Raw genomic sequence first — 18,186 nt, 5'->3', positions numbered from 1 at the left:
CTGTTCTTACGCTCACCGAGCGTTACCGTCACGCTCGCCGTGCGTTGCCTTTTTCTCCCGATACGCCCTCTGATACGCCTTCCGCCGGCGTATGGCACAGGCATTGCAGAACCACCGGTCGCCTTTCACGCCGACCATCATCTGCCCGCAGGCTTCACATGGTTTGGTCATGGCTGTGCCTCCCGTATCTCCACAAACACACCCGGCACATCTGCCCAGAACTTTTCTGTCACCGCACTGTAGATCTGCTTGTCGTCGTTCCAGTAGTGCAGCCGTGTCATAATGTCGAACAGTGCCTTGCACAGGTTGTCCACGTCCGGCTTGTTGGTATAGGGTTCGCCGCTGCGGTGTTTCCCAGTCGCCGGATAGCACCACTTCACCACCACCTGCACCGCTCCGGTGTAAGGCTGCTCCGGAATGTGCTTGCGGAGGTGGGCAGTCAGCTTTGCCTCTGCCTCACCGTTCCCACGCTGGTAGAACCGATGCCTACCCTGCTTGTCGATGGTGTGTCCCACCTGCTGATGCGTACTGGTCGGCGGTATCATCGGCATGAAAAATGTTGTCATGTTCGTACCTCCGTTTCTGGTTTTTTCAGGTTCGCTTTTGTCAATGTCAGACGACAAGGGATACAAGAGTGCCGTGCATTCGCACTCTTGTTCCTTGTTGTCATTGACGGTCACGTAGGGACAAGGACAAGTATATATTTATATATACACTGTTGTCCCTCATTTTGTCCCACCATTATTTTCCATTTTCGATAGTTGAATGCTGTTGTCTGCTACGGTCAGTTCGCCGCAGTCTTTTACACGACGGCGGACAGTTTTTTCACTGATGCCGAGATACTCCGCCATGTCCTTCACCGTCACTGCACCGTCCATATTGCAGGCGTGGAACGCATTGAGCAGTGCCGCCTTCTTGTCCGCTTTCTGTGCCGCATAGGTTTCTTTGGTTTTCTCCCCACGTTTCTTATTCCCCCGCTGAAACGGCTGCATCTCGCTTTCCGTCTGCAAGTCTTTCAGCACGCCCACGGTGTCCTCCACATGGACTGGATAGCGGAACCACAGGTTCTTCGGCTCGAACTTCGGGAACTCCCGGAGCGTGCCGTCCAGCCGCCACGCCGTCCGCTGCCGCACCGTGCGTTTGACGGCTTCGATCTCGCCGAGAAATCCCTCGTACACCGCATGCGGCAGGTTGTCCCGGCACAGTTTCAGGGAATCCACATGGCTCAGCAGTTCGTCCGGTGAAGCATCTGCCAGTACTGCCGGAGCGTGCCGCCGCAGCTTCTCGATGCAGGCTTCGCAGATCGCCGTGTTGGTTTCCTGTTTGAGGACCTCGTCGGTCAGTTCCAGTTCTGTCATGTCAATGAGAGCGTCCGGATCACGGGCAAACACGCCGCTGCCGCTGGCTCTGTCCATACTCCGCTTGCCGCCCTGTGCACCCTTGCTGTGGTGGTGGCAGTAGATCACTGCACAGCCCAGCTGGGTGCAGACCTTGTCAAACTGGTTGCAGAAATGTGCCATCTGGTCGGCACTGTTTTCGTCCCCGGTGATGACCTTGTAAATGGGGTCGATGATGACGGCGATGTACTGCTTTTTCTTGGCACGCCGGATCAGCTTCGGGGCAAGCTTGTCCATGGGTTCTGTCACGCCACGGAGATTCCAGATGTCGATGCTCCGGAGATTCGCCGCCGGCAGTGCCATTGCCTCGTACACGTCCCGGAAACGGTGCAGACAGCTTGCCCTGTCCAGCTCCAGATTGACGTACAGCACACGCCCTCTGGCACACTGCCACCCCAGCCACCGCCTGCCCTCGGCAATGGCAATGGACATCTCGATGAGGGCGTAGGACTTCCCGGCTTTGGACGGTCCGGCGATGAGCATTTTATGTCCCTGCCGCAGCACGCCCTCGATGAGCGGCGGCGACAGTTCCGGCATATGCTCCCACGCCTCTGCCATGCTCTCGAATTCCGGCAGGTCGTCGGTGACACTGTCGATGTAGTCCTTCCACTCCGCCCAGGAACTCAGTCCGATGTTGGTCGCCACCAGAAACTGCTTTCTGCCGTTTCGCACCACGCCGGGCATACGGGACAGCCGGGAGGGATTCCGGTTCTGGCGATCGACTTTCAAGCCGTTTTTGTCGCAGACCTGATAGAGAAAATCCACCCGTTTCCGGTATTCTTCGTAGTTGGGAGCGTCCACACGCACGATGGCGTGAAGGCTCTTTCCGCCGCTGTACACCAGACAAGCGATGGGCAGCTGCATCTCATGGAGAATGCCGTTCTGCCGCTCCACGTCCAGCACGTCCGATTCCACCAGTGCATAGCGGTATTCTGTGACGTTTTCGTTTTTGCCGCCTTTGCCGTCCAGCGGATTGAACCGGATCCACGCTCCGGCTTCCTCGGCGTAGTCCCCGACCACTGCCCCGATGTCGCCGCCGCACTTCCCCAGTGCCTCCAACAGCTGTCCGGCGGTGCGGTCGCAGCTGCCCGATGTGGGCAGATACTTGCCGTCCTTGTTCTGCCACGTTTCCGTCACATAGCCCACGAAATCTTCTGCCTCGAACAAGGTTTCGATGTAGCGGGAGAGTTCCTGTGCCGGATTCCACGCCTGTGGCTCTGGCACGGGAATGTCCTGTGCCTCTTTCCGGCTGGTGACCACATAGTCCTCACCGATGAAGTCGTCCCACTCAAGGGCGTGAGAATCCCTTTTGCGGCTCTGCGGACGATAGCCGTTTTCCAGTGCCATATGCACGATGGTTCCGGCGGTGACCGGATGCTCTGAGCCGGAGAACGTCCGCCACTTCTTTTCGCATTCGCCGCCGTGATAGCGTCCGGTGTCACGCTGTGACCAGCTGTCCCAGAGGGAGCAGTCATAGCCGGCATCTTTCAGTGCCATGCCCACACCGCACCACTCCTGATAAGTCAGAGCCGCCGGGTCGATGTAGTCCAGCAGTTCGTCTAGGTTGTCGTCTTTGTAAGTGTCCAAAAAATCACCCTTTCTATTGACAAAATCGTAAGTTCATGTTATACTGAAACTAGAAAAACACGCCATTTTTTCAGCGAAACGGAGGTTATGCGTATGAGTACCAAAGAAATGCTGCTCCACGAGATCGACACCATGAACGAACAGCAATTGCAGGGGCTGCTGCTGTTTATTCAGGGCTGCTATGCAGAAATCCCCAACGAAAGAACACGTTCTGTTCTGGACGATGTGAAACAGGGGAGGAACATGGTCGGACCGTTTTCTTCCGTGAAGGAACTCATGGAGGACTTAGATGCTGAAGATTGAATACCATAAGTCCTTCAAAAAGGATTATAAACGGGTCAAAAAGCAGGGCTACAGCATCGCAAAGCTGGAAACTGTGATCGCTCTGCTGGCAGACGAACAGCGGCTGCCGGAATTTTATCGGGATCACGCCTTGAAGGGCAACTACGACGGATTCCGGGAGTGCCACATTCAGCCGGACTGGCTGCTCATTTACCGTGTCGAAAAAGACAGACTGGTTCTGGCTCTTTCTCGCACCGGCAGCCACAGCGAACTCTTTGATAAGTAACCACAGGCAGACCGCACAATGCGGTCTGTCTTTTTATTTTTCCGGCACATACTCCGCCGCTGTGATCGTCCTCGGCACACGCCAGCCGTTGGCGGCAATGCGGTTGATGAGGTTCTTCGCCGCATCGAACGTCCAGCTGCCCACGTGCTGAAAGCCGTACTTCTCCAGACAGCGTATCTGTTTCGGCGTAGCAAGCCCCGACATCTGCCGCTGTGCCACTGCACGCAGGATCTGTTCTGCCTTTCCGGCACTCTCCACCGCATCGGGATCGATGCCCCGTTTCTCCAGATCTTTCTTCTGCTTGTCTGTCGGTGGACTGGATTCCCACCCGAACGCCGGCACATAGCCGGACAAGTCCTGCGACTGGATCGACATCTCGTATTGCAAGGGGTCTACCAGTTTCGACTTCCGCTTTTTCATGGATTCCAGCTTTTCGGCAAGCTTTTCCTCCCGGTCTGCCACCACGTCTTCAGACGCTTTGTTTTCAGCTTCCTCAATGTCCACCGGCACGCCGGCTTGCTCCGCCAGCTGCTGTGTCATCTTCTGCTGCACTTCCTCGTCCTCGCAGATCAGGCACGCCGGACGGCACAGTTCGTGCTTTTCCGTGTTCCAGAGAAAATCCAACAGCAGCAGGTGGTCTTTGCCCTCTGCCAGCCGTGTGCCACGCCCCACCATCTGGCAGTACAAGGCACGGACTTTCGTCGAACGCAGCACCACCACGCAGTCCACCTCCGGACAGTCCCAGCCCTCAGTGAGCAGCATACTGTTGCACAGCACGTTGTATTTGCCGTCGGCAAAGTCCTGCAAAACCTGTTCCCGGTCTTCAGATTCGCCGTTGACCTCTGCCGCCCGAAAGCCGTGCCGGCAGAGCATATCCCGGAACTTCTGGGACGTTTTGACCAGCGGCAGGAACACCACGGTTTTCCGGTCGGCACAGTGCTTTGCCATTTCGGCGGCGATCTGGTCGAGATAGGGGTCGAGTGCTGTGGCGATGTCCCCCGGCTTGTAATCTCCGGCAGCCGTCCCCACATGGGTGAAGTCGATCTGCACCGGCACGGTCAATGCCCGAATGGGCGTTAAGTATCCCTCGTGAATGGCTTGCGGCAGAGTGTATTCATACGCCAGGCTGTCGAACACCCTGCCCAGATTCTGCTTGTCGCCACGGTCTGGGGTCGCCGTCACGCCCAGCACATTGGCATCTGGAAAATGCTCCAGAATGCTCTGATAACTGTCGGAAATGGCGTGGTGTGCCTCGTCGATGATGATGGTGTGGAAATAGTCCGCCGGGAACTGGGCAAGGCGTTTGTGCCGCATCAGGGTCTGGACGCTGCCTACGGTGACACGATACCACTCTCCCAGACAGGTCTGTTCTGCCTTTTCTACTGCACATTTCAGTCCGCTGGTGCGTTCCAGCTTGTCCGCCGCCTGCTGGAGCAGTTCGCCCCGATGTGCCAATATCAAAACTCGGCTGCCGCTGCGGACTTCGTCTTCGGTGATCTTGGCAAAGACGATGGTCTTGCCGCACCCAGTGGGCAGCACCAGCAGCGTCCGCTTTCTGCCCTCGTCCCACTCCCGGTGCACGGCTTCTCTCGCCGCCTGCTGATAGGGTCGCATTTGCATCTTATATCACTCCTCAAAACTGTCCGCTGTTCCAGCCGCTCTGGGGCTGCTGCCACGGCTGTGGGTTGTTTTGTGAATACGGCTGCTGCGGTGCGTTGTAGGGCTGCTGTGGGGCATTCTGAGCGGTCTGGGGCTGATCGTAGGAGGGATACAGCTTGTCGATCTGATTCGCCTCTCCTTTGCCACCGTCCTTTTTGTCATAGGTGCGGATCTTCACATGGCACACGCCGGACTTGCCGCACACCTGTGACCAGTTCATCTGTGCCGCCTGCCCTTTCTGTTTCATGCCGATGCTGGCGAAGAACTCCGACAATTTCCACTCCATGGCAGTGTGCAGAAACAGGTTTTCCGTCAGCAAGGCACTGCTGCCGTCGGGGCTGAGCACCCGGAAGTGGACGATTGCCTTGTTGCACGGCGGCACTTTCGCCGAACCTGCGTGTCTGGCACGGTCGAACTTCTCCACGGTAAAGCGATAGTCGCCCTCCGGCAGCAGCACAAAGCTGCTCTCCTGCTGGATCTCGTCGTCCCAGCCCAGCTCGTGACCTTGGGTGTTTGCGGTTGTGTTGTTGTAGTTGTTCATGTAGAACCTGCCTTTCTTGTCTTGCTGTGGAATGTTGATTTGATTCCGGCTTTCTTGAAAAGTAGGGGCGAACATCGTTCGCCCGAAACATATTGCCACGTTTTATGGCGGGCGACCACTGTTCGCCCCTACGGTTTGACTGAGAAGATACCCGACAGGGCGGAGGAGTCGAGGAGGCTTTCCGCTCAAAACGGCACACGTTCCTGCTGTACCATTTCCACGATGTTTTTCCACCACGGAATGCACCAGCCCTCCACGAAGTCCTGCGGATAGTTCTGGACGGGCATATCCGCCGGGAAATAGCCCTTTTTGCCTACGACTGCCTGCAATTCCGACGGCTGCACCTGCGAGGCGGTCATCAGCTGTGCCAGCTGGGGTGCGATGCCGTCCAGAATGTGCTGGGTCTGCACGTCGGCTGCGGTCGGCTGCGGCTCTGGCAGCTGCCCGTCTGCGGTGATCAGCAGTTCCGACTCTGCAATGTCTTTTTCCGTAGGCAGTCCGGCAGCCTGTGCCTTTTCCACCAGCTGCTGTGCCTTGGGCTTTGGTGCAGGCGGCGTGAAGATCGAGGCGATGGACGCATATTCCAGCGGCAGCATCTCCGGCAAGCCGAACCGATTCTTTGCGTCCCACCACGCTGTTTTCGTGGTGTACATCACACGGTTGCAGGCGGTCGCCTTGTGCTTTTTGCCCTTGTCGTCGGTGGCGATGACGTGGGTCTGAAACGCCAGAAACAGGGTGATGTCCGACCACTCTTTCAGCAGCGGTGCGATCTTGTTGGTGGTCTTGTTCCCCAGCTTCAGTTCCCAGTGGTCGAACTCCGCATCGATCTCCGGCAGAGAGGCTTTTCGGGTGACGGCGTGGCAGAGCAGTGCCACGTTGATTCCGGCGGCAATGAGCCGCTCTGTGCTGTCCAGAAACCGCCCGATCTCCTCCGCTTCATACTCCCAGCCCTTGCCGTAGCCAAAGCCCTCGATGCCGTTCACCTGGTGCTTGCTGCACAGCTGGGCAATGGCAAGGCGTTCCGCCCAGTCGAAGGTGTCGATGCACAGGGTCTGGTACTGCCGCTGTGCGTGGGATTCCAGCACGAAGTCCACTTCCTGCTGGAGCATCTCCCAGCTGGTGGGCTTTGGCAGCCGGCGGACGTTCATCTTCGAGGTGCTGCCCTCGCAGTCCAGAAAGACCGCTCCCGGCAGCTGTGCCGCCAGCGAGGTCTTTCCCACGCCCTCCTGTCCGTAGATGACCAGCTTCACACCGGCACCGGTCTGAATGCCGTTTGTTTCCTGAAAGTCCATTTAGAACGCTCCTTTCATCCATGCTTTTTGAATGATCGGCGGTTGAATGATCGGCGGTTGAATTATCGGCGGTGTCAGCGGCTCGGGCTGCACCGGCTGTGCCGGACGGGTGTCCACAGAATAGCCGTCCTCAATGATGACACTGCACTCGTCCCCGGTAGAAACACGGGTAGCGATCGCTTGTAAGCCCTCTTGTTCCAGCCACTGTCCGAACTCTTGCAGAGTAACACTGTCCATCTGTTCCAGCTTGTCCAGCAGCACAAAGCCACAGTCCGGATTTAATTTTCGCACAATGGCAGCCGCCACACGCAGCTGCTCTGAACCGCTCATGCTGTCCCACTGCTTCCCGTGATATTGCAACGCTCCGTTTTCCACCGTCAGCCCTTCCAGCGGCAGGTCGGCAGATTGCAGCAAGTCCTGCTTCTCCTGCCGCAGTGCGTTGATCTGTGCGGTCAATGCTTCGTAGTCCTGCCGGTAGGTCTTGGCTTCTTCCTCGGCGTGTTCCTTGTTCAGATTGTCCCGGATCTTCATGTTGATGGCATCGATCTCCGCAATGCTCTTTTCCAGTTCGGCGGTGGATTCGTCCTGCAAATCCTTTGCGGACATCTGGGCAGTCATGGCGTTCTGCTCTGCCAGTTCCAGACGCTTTTTAGCAGCGTCATAGGCAGCCTGTGCGGCAGTGAGTTCCTGTGCATACAGGGCAGCGTTTTCCCGTTTCCGCTGGTTCTCGCCGTTGCGTGCCAGGATCTCCTGCTGCCGTGCAATCAGATCTGATGCAGAGATCGGCGTGTTCGGTACGTTCTCCCAGCATTGCAGTTCTGAGGCATACTTCTGCTTCTGATCGGCGATCCTGCCAATGGCGGTACGCTGGTTGTACAGCCGGCTTTCTTCGGATTCGATCTTTGCCAGCTGTTCTCCGACACCGATGATCTGCAGCAAGATCGCCGCTTTTTCCTTGTCTGATGCGTTCATGAACTTGGGCAGATCCAGTGCCAGTGCAGAAAGGAACGAGTTCAGCAGCTGTTGCCCTGCCTTGTTCCCGTTCGGGTCGATGACTTTCAGACTGCTGTTCTTGCCCTTTCGCTCTACGATCAGACCGTTGGACAGCTCCACATGAAGAATGGGATCGGTGTATGCCCCGTCTCTTGCCGCAGCGGTGGGCTTGTACTTGTCGCCGCCCAGTGCCCACGCAATGGCATCCAGCACAGAGGTTTTCCCCTGATTGTTGTTGCCGCCGATGATGGTCAGACCATTGGCGGACGGTTCCAGCTTTACCGCCTTGATCCGCTTGACGTTTTCGATTTCCAGACTGTTGATCTTCACGCTCATGCCTCTTCCTCCTCGTACAGTTCGATGTGGTCGTATGCGAACCGGATCATCTCGCCCAGCACCTGCGTCTTGGTGCGTCCGGTTTCCAGAGCGACTTCTTCCACCAGTGCGGCGTGTTCCAGACGCAGGTTCACGCTGGTGAACAACCGCCGCTCGCTGTTCTTTTTGCAGGACGGCTCTTTCTTCTGCATTCTCAGTTTATCCATGTTGTTCCTCCTCTGCCGGCTGTTCCGGCTTGTCCGGCGGCAGCAGCAAGCCGATGTGATCGGCACAGTGCAGCTTGCCGTCCAGCCCTAAATACAAGGGCACGCTTCTGATGCCGCAGTTCACGCAGCAGTTCTTCTGCTCATCCACGGCGGCATGCCTCCTCTGTGGCTTCTGTCTCTGCATCGAATTCTTTCGCCAGTTCCTCTGCATGCAATGCTCCGTCTCGATTTCGAAACAACTGCGCCAATACTTCGATTTTGACGGCTTTTTTCATTTCCATGTCGTTTGAAATGCTGATGACCGCTTCTTCGTAGATCTCACTTTTTTTGATTTTCATTTGACAAATTCCTCCGTTCGTGGTATGATAGTTGTGGTTATTTTTTTACCTATGCCCCTGTCACTGGTTGCCGCCGGTGCAGGGGTTTTCTTTGTGCTGCCGCCAGCCACTGTGCCGCACGCCGTCATACGCCGCAGCCTCTTCCAGTGCGATGCGGATATGCTCCAGACGAGTTTGCAGTTCCACTTCTTGCTGATTCAGATAGCGGATGTACTCCTGCAATGTGTCCTGCTCCGGCTGTACCTGCTCCTGTACCTGCTGTACCTGATTTTCTGCGGTCTGTGCCTTGACAGTACCTACTTCTGCGGTCTTTTCCTGTTCTGCCATTGTCTTTTCCTCCTTGGCTCTGTTACGTTCTTCTTCGCTCATTGCGACATACTTCCCGTAGGAAATCCCCAGTTCTGCGGCTGCCTGTGCAGCTGCGGTCAGCGTGTTCCGTCCTGCCTTTGGCTTGTCGCCTTTGCAGTCCGGACACCGCTTTTGCCGTCCGCCAGTAGGCAGAAACGGCTTGCCGCACGTGATGCAGATCTTCTCAGTGGTTGGTCTTGCCATGGCTGCCTCCGATCGGCAGGAACAGCACGTCCTGCCAGTGCATGGTCAGTTCTACGTCGCCGTTCTCGTTCCGGTACGCCTCGCAGCACTTCAAGCTGGGGCGATGCTCCACGGTGTACTCGGTGTCACCGTTTGCGTTGATGTGCTTGTGCTTGATGGTCATGGGTCAGTCCTCCTTGTACTTAGCAATCGCTCTTGCAAGTGCAACAAACGACAGTTCTCTGGAGATTCCCATTTCGTCAGCGATCAATTCGGAAAAAGATTCCACGACGCAGCAGCAGACTTTCACCACATCTGCTACGCACGCACTTCCTACCATTTCTACTCCTATCTGCTTGTCTTTGATCTCCACGCTGATCTCAATGTGTTTCTTCTGGTTTTCCATGATTGGTTTCCTCCTTGTTGTTCTTGTCATCTTCCCGCAGGAAGTCGTATTTTCCGGTGACATCGTTTCGCACCTCTGCCGCAAAGGCGTGTACGCCCTTGCCAAACAGCATCCGACATAGTTCATCCGTGGTGAACTGCATCTTCGGATTTACCCGGACTTCTCGTATGTTCGGGGTCATGTCATGCTCCTTCCTTGGCTGCATTCTTCTGTGCCTCCACCGCAGCAATCGCCTCGGCGGCGTGATCTCTGACGTACTGCACGAATGCGGCGTAGAAATCGTTCTGGGGCGGCTTGCCGGAAGGTCTCACCTCCACGGTCCTTTGCTGTTCTGGTTTCCGTCTTGCCATATGTCATGCTCCTTTCTTTGCCCGTGCGTTCTGCTCGCCGATCTGCATTCCGGCGAAGATCGCAGCAATCGCCAGCTGTGCCAGTGCCAGACCGTCCATGGGCGACGTTGCCGCCGCATAGCTCCGGCAGGCTTCCAGATACTGCTCTCTGTCCGTCCTGTCCACTTGTTTCGTCACGGTATTGTTCATATGATTCACCTCGCTTTGCGGAATTGCGGAGCGTCCGGGAGTTGCACCCGGCTGATACTCATCGCCCCATCTGCGGCAGTATTGCCAGTACTGCCGCATGGATAAGAAAGGAGGTATTCGCCACAATGGCGATTGAAGATGTTGGTAAGCGGTTTTACGTCTTGCTCGGGACGGTAGGGGTTACTCCTCTGTGAGTTCTTTGAGTTCAGAGAGAAACGTATCACGAAGCATTTTTGCTGCTTTCTCAAGCTGATCGTCTACACCCAGGCGGTCAATCAGATATTTCAGACGTTCCTCTGCCTCTGTCCTTGTGCTAAAGTGTTCGTCCACAACACTTTCGCCGTGAAAAAGATATACAACGTTGCACGCCTCCGGTTCATCGTCAAACATACTCTCAACAATGTAAACACCACAAACTTGTTCGAGGTTTACCAGACTGCCGTCGTTCAATTCAATCCATCTCATGTTATATTTCCTTTCTGTTGTATTCCCTGCTCCGGTGTGGTATAATGAAGCTTGGGAAGGGGGTGAATAATATGAAGTTAGACTATGACTGCTTACGCTCATTGCTGTTAAAGCTAGAGGATTTTGAAAATCTTGATGATGATCTGCACTATCAATACATGACACTGGACGCTATGGCAGAGGCATTGCCTAAATTTCCAAAAAACATGATTGCATACACCACTTTGAAAGCGAAAGAAGGCGATTTGATAAACGCAAGCATCATGAATGCAGATGGAGGCATTTATGCGTGCACCTATTCCAGCTTAACCTACGATGGACACCAATTCCTTGATAATGTCAGGAACAACAACATTTGGAATAAAACAAAATCAATCGCAAAAGAACTTGGATGTACATCGCTTCGTTCCCTGTTGTCTATTTCCGAAAAAATTGTTCTTGCTGTGATTCAGTCACAACTATAGGAACATTTTTCTCATTGATTTTCGCACATTCTTCCTTTGTTGTTAAAAAGCAGCCATTCGGTATCTGACAATTTCCTTTTGGGCATTCTGTGTTTTTGCTCGGATCGCATAAATATAGGGTGTCTTTTTTGCTTTCGTCTGCTCTTGTGCTTTCTATATCATTTTTCAATTTTTGCATTCACATCCTCTTGTTCTGTTTCGTGGAACGCTGTCGAAATCTTACATTTTTTGAATCGTCACCGCATACTTTCTGACATCTGATCTACCGAGAAGATAATCTACGGAGCAATCAAACAGATCTGCCATTTCAGAAATTTTCGATGCAGGAATACGACCAACTGTCTGCCAATTGTAATAGCATTTTCTTGTAATGCCGATTTTTGCCGAAAATTCTTCTTTAGATAGCCCTAGCTTAGATCTCTCTGATTCAATGTTCGGGTATTTTGTTTTCATGATCTATCGCCTCCCTTCAAGTTACGCATACTGCGTAATCTATGCTTATATTATATACCCAAATTGAGTATTTGTCAAGGCATTTTTGAGTAGAAATTACTCACAAAGAGTAACTACCATTTTTGTATACAATTCACAAATTGCGTATTTTCCCATTGACTTTTCTGATTTTATAGGGTATAATGTTACTCAAATAGAGGAGGTGGCAATGTGTTTAAAAGTAGGTTAAAAGAATTGCGTGAAAAAAAAGGATACAACATGAAGCAAACAGCATCCATGATTGGAATTCCATACACGACATATGTAGGATATGAGAAAGGCGAAAGAGAACCAGACTCAGAAAAACTGATTATTCTGTCCGACTTCTTTCAGTGTTCTGTTGACTATTTGATCTATCGTTCTGACGAGCCACAGGTACAAGTGGAATCTAAAGATGATAATACATCTATTTACGACCGGTTCGATAATATTTACCCGGTAAAACTAAAGCGATTCCCCCTGCTCGGGAAAATCGCTTGCGGCGAACCGATCTATGCGGAAGAGGATCACGAGAGTTTTGTCTCCGCTGATGCCGAGATACGAGCAGACTTCTGCCTACGTGCATCCGGCGATAGCATGATCAATGCTCAGATCTATGATGGTGATATCGTTTTTATACGAAAACAACCTGTTGTGGATAACGGAGAAATTGCTGCGGTTATTATTGACGATGAAGCGACCCTGAAACGGGTTTACTATGACCGGGAGCACGAAAGATTACAGCTGATTGCAGAGAATCCGGCTTACGCTCCCCTGGTTTATACCGGGCAAGAATTGGAGTATGTTCGTATTTTGGGCAAGGCGGTTGCTTTGATGCGAGACTTATAACAATCGACACGATTCGACAAATTATATTACAATTTAGATACAAAACCAGATTTTTGTTGAAATTACATATTTATAATGATATAATTACAATATAATTAATAAGGAGGTATACCACTATGAAATGTCCATCGTGTGGGAAAGACAACGAAAACGGCGTGAAGTTTTGCTCCCTCTGTGGTACGCAATTACCAACTAACGAAAATCAAAATCAGCGGCCACAGCAGCAATATCAACAAACACAACAGCAGCCGCAGCAATCACCAAAAGAACCTGTTTATAAAAGAACATGGTTTGTGATCTTATGGCTTATTTTGTTCTGGCCTGTTGGCGTAACACTTATGTGGGTGAACAAAAAGTCGTGGAAAACCCCAGTAAAAGTAATAATTACAGCTTTTCTTGTGCTTTGCGCAATAATCAATCTGTTTTCATGCGGATCTGGCAGCAAAGAGACCAATACGGTAAATTCTTCGCTTGATGCAAAAGTTACAACAACAGTTGAAACAGAACAAGAAACAGAAGAAATTGAAACAGAGAATATGACAGTGCAGGAAACAGAACCCGAAACAGAGCCTAAAACAGAGCTTGAAACAGACTCCGCCACAGAGGCTCAGACAGAAGCCGAGACGGAGCCAATTGCTACTGTAGATATTACAAAAGAAGGTACATACAAAGTAGGCCAAGATATACCTGCCGGTGAATATTGCGTTTTTGCCATGGGCTCATATGGCGGATACTATAGCGTAAATGCAGACAGCTTTGGTGACAGTATAATCGGAAACGATAATTTTTACTATAATGCTTTTGTTACAGTATATGATGGTCAATACCTAGAGCTTAGCAGAGCAATGGCAATTCCAGCTGAACAAATCGCAGGGAGCATGTACGAGATTATGACTGACGGAGACGGCGAATTCAGAATCGGAACAGACCTTGCTGCTGGAGAATACAAGCTGGAATCTACCGATGAATTCGGCGGATATTATTGCGTATACAACAGCAGCGATCCAGACGCCGAAATAGTAACTAATGATAATTTCGATGGTCAAACATATGTAACAGTAAGTGATGGGCAATACTTGCTCTTAAGCAGATGCAAAATAGTACAGTGATCAGATACTAACATGATTAAAAATCCCCACCAGAACAAAGCTGGCGGGGATTTCTCAAAAAGAAAAACGTCCCACAGCAGCAACCGTGAGACGTTTCAAAAAGGATGTACTTTTGAGATCGTACATCCTCTATTATAGCACATTTCTTTTGAAATTGCAAGGAGGAATTTCCAATGAAAGCAGCAGCCTATGCCAGATACAGCACGGAGCATCAGACATCCAGCAGTATCGAATACCAGATGCGAAAAATTGACGAGTACTGCAAAGCCAACCAGATCGACATCACCGTCCGCTATGCAGACGAAGCGAAAAGCGGTACAAACATGGAGCGACCAGCTTTTCAAGCCCTCTGTGAGGCTGCCAGACAGCGCAGGTTTGACGCTGTGGTGATCTATGATATTTCCCGTGGTAGCCGTGATGTCTCCGACTGGTTCAGCTTCCGCAAGCAGATGGCGTTATTTGGCATTCAAGTTATTTCTGTGGAAGATCATATCGGAGACATACTCAATCCGTCAGATTATCTGACAGAGCTGATCACAGTCGGACTTGGACAACACCATGTATTGACCAGCCGCCAGAAGTCCATGGACAGCATTGCCACAAAAGCGAAAACTGGGCAATTCCTAGGCGGCACGCCTAATTTCGGCTATGACATTGTAGATAATCAGTATGTGATCAATCCGATAGAATCAAAGATTGTCAAGACGATTTTTGACATGTACGCTGCTGGAAAGAGCTACGGAGAGATTTTAACAGCCATTGGTGAAGTCCGTGGAAAACGTGGCAAGGTCATGGGCAAAAACAGCCTGCATTACATTCTGAAAAACGAACGTTACGCAGGCGTATATACATGGTGCAAATACCACAGCAAGATCATGGGCAAGTATGCCGGAAAAACACCGAACGAAAATGCAGTACGAATTGAAGATGGCATTCCGCCGATCATTGATAAAGAAACATGGGAAAGGGTGCAAGAAAGAATGAACAATAAAAAGCACAGAGCTTGCAATAAGGCGAAAAGAGAATACTTGCTGTCCGGTCTGATTGAATGCACCGAATGCGGCGCAAGTTATGTAGGACACACTTCCACAAACAAGAAAGGTTATTCCACACGCTACTATTGCTGTGGCAACAAGTACAGGAATCACACATGCAGTTCCAAAAATATCAATGCGGACGATTTGGAAGTTTTTGTTGTACAGAATTTGAAGAAGTATCTGGAGGAACTGGATTTTTCGGAGATGGCAACAAAAATTGCAGCTGAAATTAACGGTGCATCTGCCGATCTGAAAGAAGAGCGCAAAGAACTTGCCGATGTGATCACGCAACTGGATAATGGCACAAGGGCGATTTTAAAAGGTATGGATTTCCCGGAACTGCAAACAGAGATGTTCAAGCTCCGTGTTCGCAAGTCAGAGCTAGAGGATATTATCAGCAGAAACGAAAATCAAAAGCCTGTTGATGCTGAGAAGATTGTCGCACTGTTCCGAAATGCAATTGACAATCTTGGTAGCGATACAAAGCAAATCTGCAAGTCTATGGTAAAAGTATACGCCCATTCCGATGGATCTTTCGACCTCGAAATAGGCGTACATACTACTGTATTGTGACTATAAAATAGATGAATGGGAAAAGCGGCTGTTTACGCGCTTTTTATTGATAAACTTTCTCAATCACACAAACATGCTTCTTTGTCTCTTTATCGTAATTGATTCCGACCAGCAGAATTTCTCCGGAATAATCTTTCAGACAATCAACATATTTCTTCTGCTTGATCTGTTCCAACGCTCCCTCGGCAGAACTGTCATATTTCAGTTCCACAATCATCGCAGGGTTGTTGTTATTTTTTCTCGGACGGAATACCAGGTCGGCAAAACCTTTCCCGGCAGGCAGTTCCCGTTCAATGGTGTAAGTTTTTCGTGCAGAATAATAAGCCAAGGAGATCACGCAGGAAAGCGAATTCTCATCGTTATACTTCAAAATCGATGTATTATCGCTGTGTGCTTTGTCTATAAGTTCCGCAACAGCTTCTTCGTCACCATTCAGAGTTGCATTTAAAAGCTCGTCTGACTTTCGAATGGATGACATTACATGCTCCCAGCCACCGTCTTCAATAGAATTGATAAATTCCCGCTGTACCTCGCTGTTTGGAATCCAGACTGTTTTTGTATCAAAATCATATGTCAGATACCCCAGATGCACCAACAGTGTCATCACATCATCTGCACTGTTGAATGTGGTCATGTCGTTCTGAAATTTGTCCGGATTTACCAACACATGCTTGCCAGCAATTAACTCTGTAACAATTTCTTTTAACCCAAAACTGTCCATTTGAATATATTTCTTCAGCGATTCATAGGTTTCGGTTTTTGTCCAATAGTTGTTAAACTTTTTCCTCATCATCGCTTCCACAACAGATTTCGGATTGTAGACCGACAGTCGGTTTAATCTGTAACCATCATACCATCTTTTTGTTTCGACAAAATCCATGCTATAATTTTGACAAAGCGATTTAACTTCATCTTCCGTAAAACCCACGAATTCCTCTAAAGGTTCAGCGTCCGTCATAGAATATTCATCAAACATATTCAATGCAGAATGTTCGCCGTATTTTTTAATAGGCAAAATACCGGTCATATAGGCAAGCGCCACATATGGCTGATCTTTCAGTAAGTTTCTCAAAAAATCAAGATACTCTTTTTGTGCATTCAAATCTGATTCACGAATGCGAAAGATACAGTCCCACTCGTCTATAATAAAAACAAACTGTGTTTCTGTTTCTGAATAGATATTTTCCATAATTGAAGCAAGATCTTCTTCAAAGAACTCTATATCGGAAAATGCACGTTTTAATTCTCGGGTCACTTTTCGTTCCAACATTGATAGCATATCATGAATCGTGTCTGTACGACTTAAAAATTGTTGTATATTCAAATAAATTACATTATACTGATTCAGATGTTTTTCAAAATCAGGATGACGTGCTATTTTGAAATTTGCAAATAATTTTATGGAATCACATCCACAGCTATAGTATGCTACCAGCATATTTGCTGCCATTGACTTTCCGAATCGTCTTGGACGACTTACACAGATATTTTTATGCAGAGTTCTCATTTTTTGATTGGTATAAGCAATCAATTCTGTTTTATCAATGTAAATATCTGAATGTACCGCCTCATAGAAATTTATGTTATCTGGATTCAAATAAATTCCCATATTCTACACCTCCGTCCCATTATTAATTTTAGTATACCATTTTTGCGGCAAAAAATCAAGCATTTACAGTAATCACTTTTCGTGAATGATACCCTTTTGTAGGGGCGAGCATTGTTCTTGAATCGAAAAATATATAAATTCACGGACGACTGATGATTGCCCCTACAAAAACAATTTTGTATTACAAACACTATCAAAGTTGATTTCTTGCCAAAAGGAGTGACTAAAGGTGAATTTAAAGAAATTTACGTTTATACCAATCGCAAAGAATGGCTATAAATTGAAATTTGCAAGCTCTTTATTTACCTTGTTTTCGCATAGCTTCAACAGCATTATCAATGCTATCCGATACATTAGACTTAGACCACTCAGACCAAAACTTAACCGTTGCACTATTGGGTTCAATTCTAGGTTTGTCTATAAGAATTCTGCTTGGTAATAAACTCGCATCTCCTACAGCAATTGCTTCACCGACATCAAGAATAGGTAATAAGTCTGCAAAGTTTCCTATACTGTCAGGCAGCAATTTTTTTATTACATTCTGATCATCTGAGTTTGTCAACCTCATAGCAATAAAATTACTGCTTTGACTCAAAACAGTATGATTTACTTCGGAGGGCCGTTGACTAATAACTACCAATCCAACACCGTATTTCCTTCCCTCTTTTGCAATTCTCTCAAAACTATGCAAACTTGAAACTTCAACACCCTGCTGTGCATTTGCCGGGATATACAAATGAGCCTCGTCACAGAAAATTGCAATGGGATTAAGTTTATCTTTATCCATCCATTGTTGCACAGAAAAAATCAATCTTGCAATAAGAGAAACCATCAACGGTAAAATATCCGATGGAACTTCTGAAAAGTCTATAATTTTAACTCCTCCGGACTGGCTAGCAGGTGACATTAATTGTTTGCAAAGCTTATTCATATAATCATATTCTAACAATGATTTATCACTTGAAAACATAAAGTTCAATCGCTTATCAGAAACTTTGGAACTTAGACGTTGAATAAACCTTGACAGTTTTCCGTTAAAGTCACCATTTTTTTCACGACCGCCATCACCTTTAATACGTTCTGTATTTTTGCTATCTAAAAATGACAGTACATTATCTATATTATACGGAATAGGGCTATCAATCGTAATACCATCAGATAAATTAAGGAAACACTGATTAAATCTTCCCATTGAGCTACAAATATGGTATAATAG

At 49.4% G+C, this 18,186-nt stretch carries 26 protein-coding genes; 6 read left to right on the top strand and 20 right to left on the bottom strand.

The annotated features are described in order from the left end of the window. Positions 1-12: 12 nt before the first annotated feature. From QZ375_RS09195 to QZ375_RS09185, 3 genes are all read right to left on the bottom strand, one after another. Positions 13-171 carry a hypothetical protein gene (locus QZ375_RS09195; RefSeq protein WP_295218199.1) on the bottom strand — a complete coding sequence of 53 codons (159 nt, stop codon included), beginning with the start codon at positions 169-171 and terminating at the stop codon, positions 13-15. After that, the gene (locus QZ375_RS09190) at positions 168-566 is read right to left on the bottom strand and encodes a RusA family crossover junction endodeoxyribonuclease (RefSeq protein WP_276686742.1); all 399 of its coding nucleotides are present in this window, start codon (positions 564-566) and stop codon (positions 168-170) included. The genes QZ375_RS09195 and QZ375_RS09190 overlap by 4 nt, the downstream gene beginning before the upstream one ends. 159 nt (positions 567-725) lie before the next feature. Then, positions 726-2,984, bottom strand: coding sequence for an AAA family ATPase (locus QZ375_RS09185; RefSeq protein WP_295218193.1), 2,259 nt, complete (start codon positions 2,982-2,984; stop codon positions 726-728). A gap of 93 nt (positions 2,985-3,077) precedes the next feature. On the opposite strand from QZ375_RS09185, the gene QZ375_RS09180 reads away from it, so the two are divergent. Continuing rightward, positions 3,078-3,287, top strand: a complete 210-nt coding sequence (locus tag QZ375_RS09180; RefSeq protein ID WP_295218191.1) for a hypothetical protein — start codon at positions 3,078-3,080, stop codon at positions 3,285-3,287. Continuing rightward, on the top strand, positions 3,274-3,552 hold the full coding sequence (locus QZ375_RS09175; RefSeq protein ID WP_295218188.1) for a type II toxin-antitoxin system YafQ family toxin: 279 nt from the start codon (positions 3,274-3,276) through the stop codon (positions 3,550-3,552). Before QZ375_RS09180 ends, QZ375_RS09175 begins: the two co-directional genes overlap by 14 nt. A gap of 33 nt (positions 3,553-3,585) precedes the next feature. Here QZ375_RS09175 and QZ375_RS09170 read toward each other — a convergent pair whose 3' ends face one another. The 14 genes from QZ375_RS09170 to QZ375_RS09105 all read right to left on the bottom strand — a co-directional run bounded on the left by QZ375_RS09170 (position 3,586) and on the right by QZ375_RS09105 (position 10,858). Then, complete coding sequence (locus tag QZ375_RS09170; protein ID WP_295218185.1) at positions 3,586-5,172, bottom strand: DEAD/DEAH box helicase; 1,587 nt, start codon at positions 5,170-5,172, stop codon at positions 3,586-3,588. A gap of 13 nt (positions 5,173-5,185) precedes the next feature. Further along, entirely contained in the window at positions 5,186-5,752 is a 567-nt protein-coding gene (locus QZ375_RS09165) for a hypothetical protein (RefSeq protein ID WP_295218184.1), read from the bottom strand. A 185-nt stretch (positions 5,753-5,937) separates the two neighbouring features. Then, positions 5,938-7,044 (bottom strand): ATP-binding protein, encoded by a 1,107-nt coding sequence (locus QZ375_RS09160; protein ID WP_295218182.1) that lies wholly within the window; start codon positions 7,042-7,044, stop codon positions 5,938-5,940. Next, positions 7,045-8,373, bottom strand: coding sequence for an AAA family ATPase (locus QZ375_RS09155; protein WP_295218180.1), 1,329 nt, complete (start codon positions 8,371-8,373; stop codon positions 7,045-7,047). Next, on the bottom strand, positions 8,370-8,579 hold the full coding sequence (locus tag QZ375_RS09150) for a hypothetical protein (protein WP_295218177.1): 210 nt from the start codon (positions 8,577-8,579) through the stop codon (positions 8,370-8,372). The genes QZ375_RS09155 and QZ375_RS09150 overlap by 4 nt, the downstream gene beginning before the upstream one ends. Then, a complete protein-coding gene (locus QZ375_RS09145; RefSeq protein WP_295218175.1) occupies positions 8,572-8,727 on the bottom strand; it encodes a hypothetical protein in 156 nt (51 codons plus the stop codon). Before QZ375_RS09145 ends, QZ375_RS09150 begins: the two co-directional genes overlap by 8 nt. Beyond that, positions 8,720-8,917: a hypothetical protein gene (locus QZ375_RS09140; protein ID WP_295218172.1), complete on the bottom strand. Its 198-nt coding sequence runs from the start codon at positions 8,915-8,917 to the stop codon at positions 8,720-8,722. Before QZ375_RS09140 ends, QZ375_RS09145 begins: the two co-directional genes overlap by 8 nt. Positions 8,918-8,977: 60 nt before the next feature. Further along, positions 8,978-9,469: a hypothetical protein gene (locus QZ375_RS09135; protein ID WP_295218170.1), complete on the bottom strand. Its 492-nt coding sequence runs from the start codon at positions 9,467-9,469 to the stop codon at positions 8,978-8,980. Then, positions 9,450-9,632: a hypothetical protein gene (locus tag QZ375_RS09130; protein WP_295218167.1), complete on the bottom strand. Its 183-nt coding sequence runs from the start codon at positions 9,630-9,632 to the stop codon at positions 9,450-9,452. The genes QZ375_RS09135 and QZ375_RS09130 overlap by 20 nt, the downstream gene beginning before the upstream one ends. A 3-nt stretch (positions 9,633-9,635) precedes the next feature. After that, positions 9,636-9,854 carry a hypothetical protein gene (locus QZ375_RS09125; RefSeq protein ID WP_295218165.1) on the bottom strand — a complete coding sequence of 73 codons (219 nt, stop codon included), beginning with the start codon at positions 9,852-9,854 and terminating at the stop codon, positions 9,636-9,638. Further along, on the bottom strand, positions 9,829-10,059 hold the full coding sequence (locus QZ375_RS09120; protein WP_295218162.1) for a hypothetical protein: 231 nt from the start codon (positions 10,057-10,059) through the stop codon (positions 9,829-9,831). Before QZ375_RS09120 ends, QZ375_RS09125 begins: the two co-directional genes overlap by 26 nt. Further along, complete coding sequence (locus tag QZ375_RS09115; protein ID WP_295218159.1) at positions 10,037-10,204, bottom strand: hypothetical protein; 168 nt, start codon at positions 10,202-10,204, stop codon at positions 10,037-10,039. The genes QZ375_RS09120 and QZ375_RS09115 overlap by 23 nt, the downstream gene beginning before the upstream one ends. A gap of 3 nt (positions 10,205-10,207) precedes the next feature. Beyond that, positions 10,208-10,393 carry a hypothetical protein gene (locus QZ375_RS09110; RefSeq protein ID WP_295218156.1) on the bottom strand — a complete coding sequence of 62 codons (186 nt, stop codon included), beginning with the start codon at positions 10,391-10,393 and terminating at the stop codon, positions 10,208-10,210. 180 nt (positions 10,394-10,573) lie between these two features. Continuing rightward, positions 10,574-10,858: a hypothetical protein gene (locus QZ375_RS09105; RefSeq protein WP_295218154.1), complete on the bottom strand. Its 285-nt coding sequence runs from the start codon at positions 10,856-10,858 to the stop codon at positions 10,574-10,576. Between the two features lie 71 nt (positions 10,859-10,929). Here QZ375_RS09105 and QZ375_RS09100 point away from each other — a divergent pair, with 71 nt between their 5' ends. Continuing rightward, positions 10,930-11,322, top strand: a complete 393-nt coding sequence (locus QZ375_RS09100; protein WP_295218151.1) for a DUF2513 domain-containing protein — start codon at positions 10,930-10,932, stop codon at positions 11,320-11,322. 219 nt (positions 11,323-11,541) lie between these two features. Here the strand turns inward: QZ375_RS09100 and QZ375_RS09095 are convergent, their stop codons facing one another. Then, positions 11,542-11,775 (bottom strand): helix-turn-helix transcriptional regulator, encoded by a 234-nt coding sequence (locus QZ375_RS09095; protein ID WP_295218149.1) that lies wholly within the window; start codon positions 11,773-11,775, stop codon positions 11,542-11,544. Positions 11,776-11,985: 210 nt separating this feature from the next. Here QZ375_RS09095 and QZ375_RS09090 point away from each other — a divergent pair, with 210 nt between their 5' ends. From QZ375_RS09090 to QZ375_RS09080, 3 genes are all read left to right on the top strand, one after another. After that, on the top strand, positions 11,986-12,642 hold the full coding sequence (locus QZ375_RS09090) for a LexA family transcriptional regulator (protein WP_295218146.1): 657 nt from the start codon (positions 11,986-11,988) through the stop codon (positions 12,640-12,642). 116 nt (positions 12,643-12,758) lie between these two features. Further along, positions 12,759-13,751: a zinc-ribbon domain-containing protein gene (locus QZ375_RS09085; RefSeq protein WP_295218143.1), complete on the top strand. Its 993-nt coding sequence runs from the start codon at positions 12,759-12,761 to the stop codon at positions 13,749-13,751. 173 nt (positions 13,752-13,924) lie between these two features. After that, complete coding sequence (locus QZ375_RS09080; protein WP_295218140.1) at positions 13,925-15,361, top strand: recombinase family protein; 1,437 nt, start codon at positions 13,925-13,927, stop codon at positions 15,359-15,361. Between the two features lie 43 nt (positions 15,362-15,404). Here the strand turns inward: QZ375_RS09080 and QZ375_RS09075 are convergent, their stop codons facing one another. Both QZ375_RS09075 and QZ375_RS09070 read right to left on the bottom strand, forming a co-directional pair. Further along, positions 15,405-16,970 (bottom strand): AAA family ATPase, encoded by a 1,566-nt coding sequence (locus QZ375_RS09075; RefSeq protein WP_295218137.1) that lies wholly within the window; start codon positions 16,968-16,970, stop codon positions 15,405-15,407. Between the two features lie 298 nt (positions 16,971-17,268). Then, a partial coding sequence (locus QZ375_RS09070) for an ATP-binding protein (protein ID WP_295218135.1) occupies positions 17,269-18,186 on the bottom strand: 918 nt, incomplete at its 5' end.

This window comes from Ruminococcus sp. (assembly GCF_019417665.1).
GTDB lineage: Bacteria > Bacillota > Clostridia > Oscillospirales > Ruminococcaceae > Ruminococcus_C.
Note: the sequence above shows the minus strand (reverse complement) of the source record. Positions and strands in the feature narration are given on the sequence as shown.

What these genes read in the sequence shown, in the direction of transcription:
- QZ375_RS09190 (WP_276686742.1), bottom strand. Translation starts at nt 566, where the DNA reads ATGACAACATTTTTCATGCCGATGATACCGCCGACCAGTACGCATCAG.
- QZ375_RS09115 (WP_295218159.1), bottom strand. Translation starts at nt 10,204, where the DNA reads ATGGCAAGACGGAAACCAGAACAGCAAAGGACCGTGGAGGTGAGACCT.
- QZ375_RS09095 (WP_295218149.1), bottom strand. Translation starts at nt 11,775, where the DNA reads ATGAAAACAAAATACCCGAACATTGAATCAGAGAGATCTAAGCTAGGG.
- QZ375_RS09125 (WP_295218165.1), bottom strand. Translation starts at nt 9,854, where the DNA reads ATGGAAAACCAGAAGAAACACATTGAGATCAGCGTGGAGATCAAAGAC.
- QZ375_RS09150 (WP_295218177.1), bottom strand. Translation starts at nt 8,579, where the DNA reads ATGGATAAACTGAGAATGCAGAAGAAAGAGCCGTCCTGCAAAAAGAAC.
- QZ375_RS09130 (WP_295218167.1), bottom strand. Translation starts at nt 9,632, where the DNA reads ATGACCATCAAGCACAAGCACATCAACGCAAACGGTGACACCGAGTAC.
- QZ375_RS09170 (WP_295218185.1), bottom strand. Translation starts at nt 5,172, where the DNA reads ATGCAAATGCGACCCTATCAGCAGGCGGCGAGAGAAGCCGTGCACCGG.
- QZ375_RS09100 (WP_295218151.1), top strand. Translation starts at nt 10,930, where the DNA reads ATGAAGTTAGACTATGACTGCTTACGCTCATTGCTGTTAAAGCTAGAG.
- QZ375_RS09160 (WP_295218182.1), bottom strand. Translation starts at nt 7,044, where the DNA reads ATGGACTTTCAGGAAACAAACGGCATTCAGACCGGTGCCGGTGTGAAG.
- QZ375_RS09135 (WP_295218170.1), bottom strand. Translation starts at nt 9,469, where the DNA reads ATGGCAAGACCAACCACTGAGAAGATCTGCATCACGTGCGGCAAGCCG.
- QZ375_RS09085 (WP_295218143.1), top strand. Translation starts at nt 12,759, where the DNA reads ATGAAATGTCCATCGTGTGGGAAAGACAACGAAAACGGCGTGAAGTTT.
- QZ375_RS09195 (WP_295218199.1), bottom strand. Translation starts at nt 171, where the DNA reads ATGACCAAACCATGTGAAGCCTGCGGGCAGATGATGGTCGGCGTGAAA.
- QZ375_RS09105 (WP_295218154.1), bottom strand. Translation starts at nt 10,858, where the DNA reads ATGAGATGGATTGAATTGAACGACGGCAGTCTGGTAAACCTCGAACAA.
- QZ375_RS09075 (WP_295218137.1), bottom strand. Translation starts at nt 16,970, where the DNA reads ATGGGAATTTATTTGAATCCAGATAACATAAATTTCTATGAGGCGGTA.
- QZ375_RS09175 (WP_295218188.1), top strand. Translation starts at nt 3,274, where the DNA reads ATGCTGAAGATTGAATACCATAAGTCCTTCAAAAAGGATTATAAACGG.
- QZ375_RS09180 (WP_295218191.1), top strand. Translation starts at nt 3,078, where the DNA reads ATGAGTACCAAAGAAATGCTGCTCCACGAGATCGACACCATGAACGAA.
- QZ375_RS09155 (WP_295218180.1), bottom strand. Translation starts at nt 8,373, where the DNA reads ATGAGCGTGAAGATCAACAGTCTGGAAATCGAAAACGTCAAGCGGATC.
- QZ375_RS09110 (WP_295218156.1), bottom strand. Translation starts at nt 10,393, where the DNA reads ATGAACAATACCGTGACGAAACAAGTGGACAGGACGGACAGAGAGCAG.
- QZ375_RS09165 (WP_295218184.1), bottom strand. Translation starts at nt 5,752, where the DNA reads ATGAACAACTACAACAACACAACCGCAAACACCCAAGGTCACGAGCTG.
- QZ375_RS09120 (WP_295218162.1), bottom strand. Translation starts at nt 10,059, where the DNA reads ATGCAGCCAAGGAAGGAGCATGACATGACCCCGAACATACGAGAAGTC.
- QZ375_RS09080 (WP_295218140.1), top strand. Translation starts at nt 13,925, where the DNA reads ATGAAAGCAGCAGCCTATGCCAGATACAGCACGGAGCATCAGACATCC.
- QZ375_RS09140 (WP_295218172.1), bottom strand. Translation starts at nt 8,917, where the DNA reads ATGAAAATCAAAAAAAGTGAGATCTACGAAGAAGCGGTCATCAGCATT.